A 2,151-nucleotide genomic window follows, 5' to 3' on the forward strand; every position below is an offset into this window, starting at 1 on the left:
TGCCGATCGCGGTGACCTCGCCGTCGGCACGCAGCTGCTCCATCGCGGGCAGGGCTTCGGCGAGCGCGAGGTCGAGGTCGTGCCGCTCGGGGTCGTGCAGGTAGAGCAGATCGATGCGTTCGATGCCGAGCCTCTCGCGAGACTCGTCGACACTCGCGCGAATGCCCGCCTCCGAGAAGTCCCACACGCGCTGCAGGTCGTCCGGCACGTGGAAGTCGTTCGCGGTGTCGAGGCCGCCGGAGTGGTCGGGGTTCGGCCGCAACAGGCGCCCGGCCTTGGTCGAGAGCACGTACTGGTCGCGCGGCTTGGTCTGCAGGAACGCCCCGAGCCTGCGCTCCGACAGGCCCAGACCGTAGTGCGGCGCGGTGTCGTAGAAGCGGATGCCGCTCTCCCACGCGGCATCCAGCACGGCCCACGCCTCGTCGTCGCTGAGCGGACGGAACAGGTTGCCCACGTTCGCGGCGCCGTACCCGAGGGCGGGAATCTCCAGGCGGTCGCGCACTCCCCCGCGATCAGGCACCGACATGTGCACCCGTCCAGGTGTAGGTCGCGATGCTGTCGGCCTTCATTTCCATGCCCGTTCCCGGCGCGGTCGGCGCCATGTACGAGCCGCCCTGGATGTCGGTGGGCACGACGAAGTGCTCGTGCAGGTGGTCGACGAACTCGATCATGCGGCCCTCGCGGGTGCCGGTGACCGCGACGAAGTCGAACATAGACAGGTGCTGCACGGCCTCGCACAGGCCGACACCACCGGCGTGCGGGCACACGGGCACGCCGAACTTGGCGGCGAGCAGCAGGTTCGCGATGTTCTCGTTCACCCCGGCCACGCGCACGGCGTCGATCTGCATGACCGAGATGGCGTCGGCCTGCAGCAGCTGCTTGAAGATGACACGGTTCTGCGCGTGCTCACCCGTCGCGACGCGGATGGGCGCGACGCCCCTGGCGATCTCGGCGTGGCCGAGCACGTCGTCGGGGCTCGTGGGCTCCTCGATCCAGGCGGGATGGAACTCGGCGAGCGCGTTCACCCACTCGATCGCCTCCGACACCTCCCAGCGCTGGTTGGCGTCGATCGCGATGGGGAAGTCGGGTCCGCACACCTCGCGCGCCTTGCGGAAACGGCGGATGTCGTCGTCGAGGTCGGCGCCGACCTTGAGCTTGATCTGGGTGAAGCCGTCGGCCATGGCCTCGCGGGCGAGGCGTTCGAGCTTCTCGTCGGAGTAGCCGAGCCAGCCGGGGCTCGTGGTGTAGCCGGGGTATCCGGTGGCCAGCAGCTGCTGCTCGCGCTCAGCTCGTCCGGGCTCGGCCGCGCGCAGGATCTCGAGGGCGTCTTCGGGGGTGAGGGCGTTGGTGAGGTAGCGGAAGTCGACCAGGTCGACGAGCTCCTCCGGCGTCATGCGGGCGAGCAGCTGCCAGAGCGGAAGCCCTGCGCGCTTGGCCTTGATGTCCCACAGCGCGTTGATGACCGCGCCGATGGCCATGTGCATGACCCCCTTCTCGGGGCCGAGCCAGCGCAGCTGCGAGTCGCCGATGATGTCACGGAACGTGCCGCCCATGTCGTCGAGCAGCGGCTCGATCTCGCGCCCGACGAGGTGCCCGGCGAGCGCGTCGATCGCCGCGACCTGCACGTCGTTGCCTCGGCCGATCGTGAAGACGAACGCGTGCCCCTCGATGTCGTCGTCGGCGTCGGTGCGCACGATGACGTACGCGGCCGAGTAGTCGGGGTCGGGGTTCATCGCGTCCGACCCGTCCAGGCTCAGGGACGTGGGGAAGCGGATGTCGGTGGTGTCGAGGGCGACGATACGGCTCACGGGATTCCTCTCCATGCACGGGTGATTTCTTCCGTGCGGATCTCTTGGAGTGTAAACATCCGATGTCTATACTGTCAACGAGACCGGCCGCGTCATCGCGGCCTCCCGACCGATCAGGAGAAACATGAAGTTCGCGCGGCTCGGCACCCCCGGGAATGAGATCCCCGTCCTCGTGGAGGGCGACCGATACCTCGACCTCCGCTCCGTAACATCCGACGTGAACGGCGATTTCCTCGAGAGTGACTTCGTCGCCCGGGTCACGGCCGCGCGTGAAGGCGGAGAGCTCCCCGAGCTCGCGGACGCCGCGTCGATGCGCATCGGCGCCCCGATCGCCCGCCCGAGC

General features: G+C 68.8%; 2 protein-coding genes and 1 pseudogene. 1 reads left to right on the forward strand and 2 read right to left on the reverse strand.

The window, feature by feature from the left end; genetic code table 11:
• Both KZA10_RS13030 and KZA10_RS13035 read right to left on the reverse strand, forming a co-directional pair.
• The coding region (locus KZA10_RS13030; protein ID WP_218683085.1) for an aldo/keto reductase at nucleotides 1-526 on the reverse strand (526 nt) is incomplete at its 3' end.
• Nucleotides 513-1,808: an L-fuconate dehydratase gene (locus tag KZA10_RS13035; RefSeq protein ID WP_017829497.1), complete on the reverse strand. Its 1,296-nt coding sequence runs from the start codon at nucleotides 1,806-1,808 to the stop codon at nucleotides 513-515. The genes KZA10_RS13035 and KZA10_RS13030, both read right to left, overlap by 14 nt.
• 124 nt (nucleotides 1,809-1,932) lie before the next feature.
• On the opposite strand from KZA10_RS13035, the pseudogene KZA10_RS13040 reads away from it, so the two are divergent.
• Nucleotides 1,933-2,151, forward strand: a pseudogene (locus tag KZA10_RS13040) (FAA hydrolase family protein); the annotation flags it as partial.

This window comes from Microbacterium sp. BF1 (assembly GCF_019279095.1).
GTDB lineage: Bacteria > Actinomycetota > Actinomycetes > Actinomycetales > Microbacteriaceae > Microbacterium > Microbacterium maritypicum.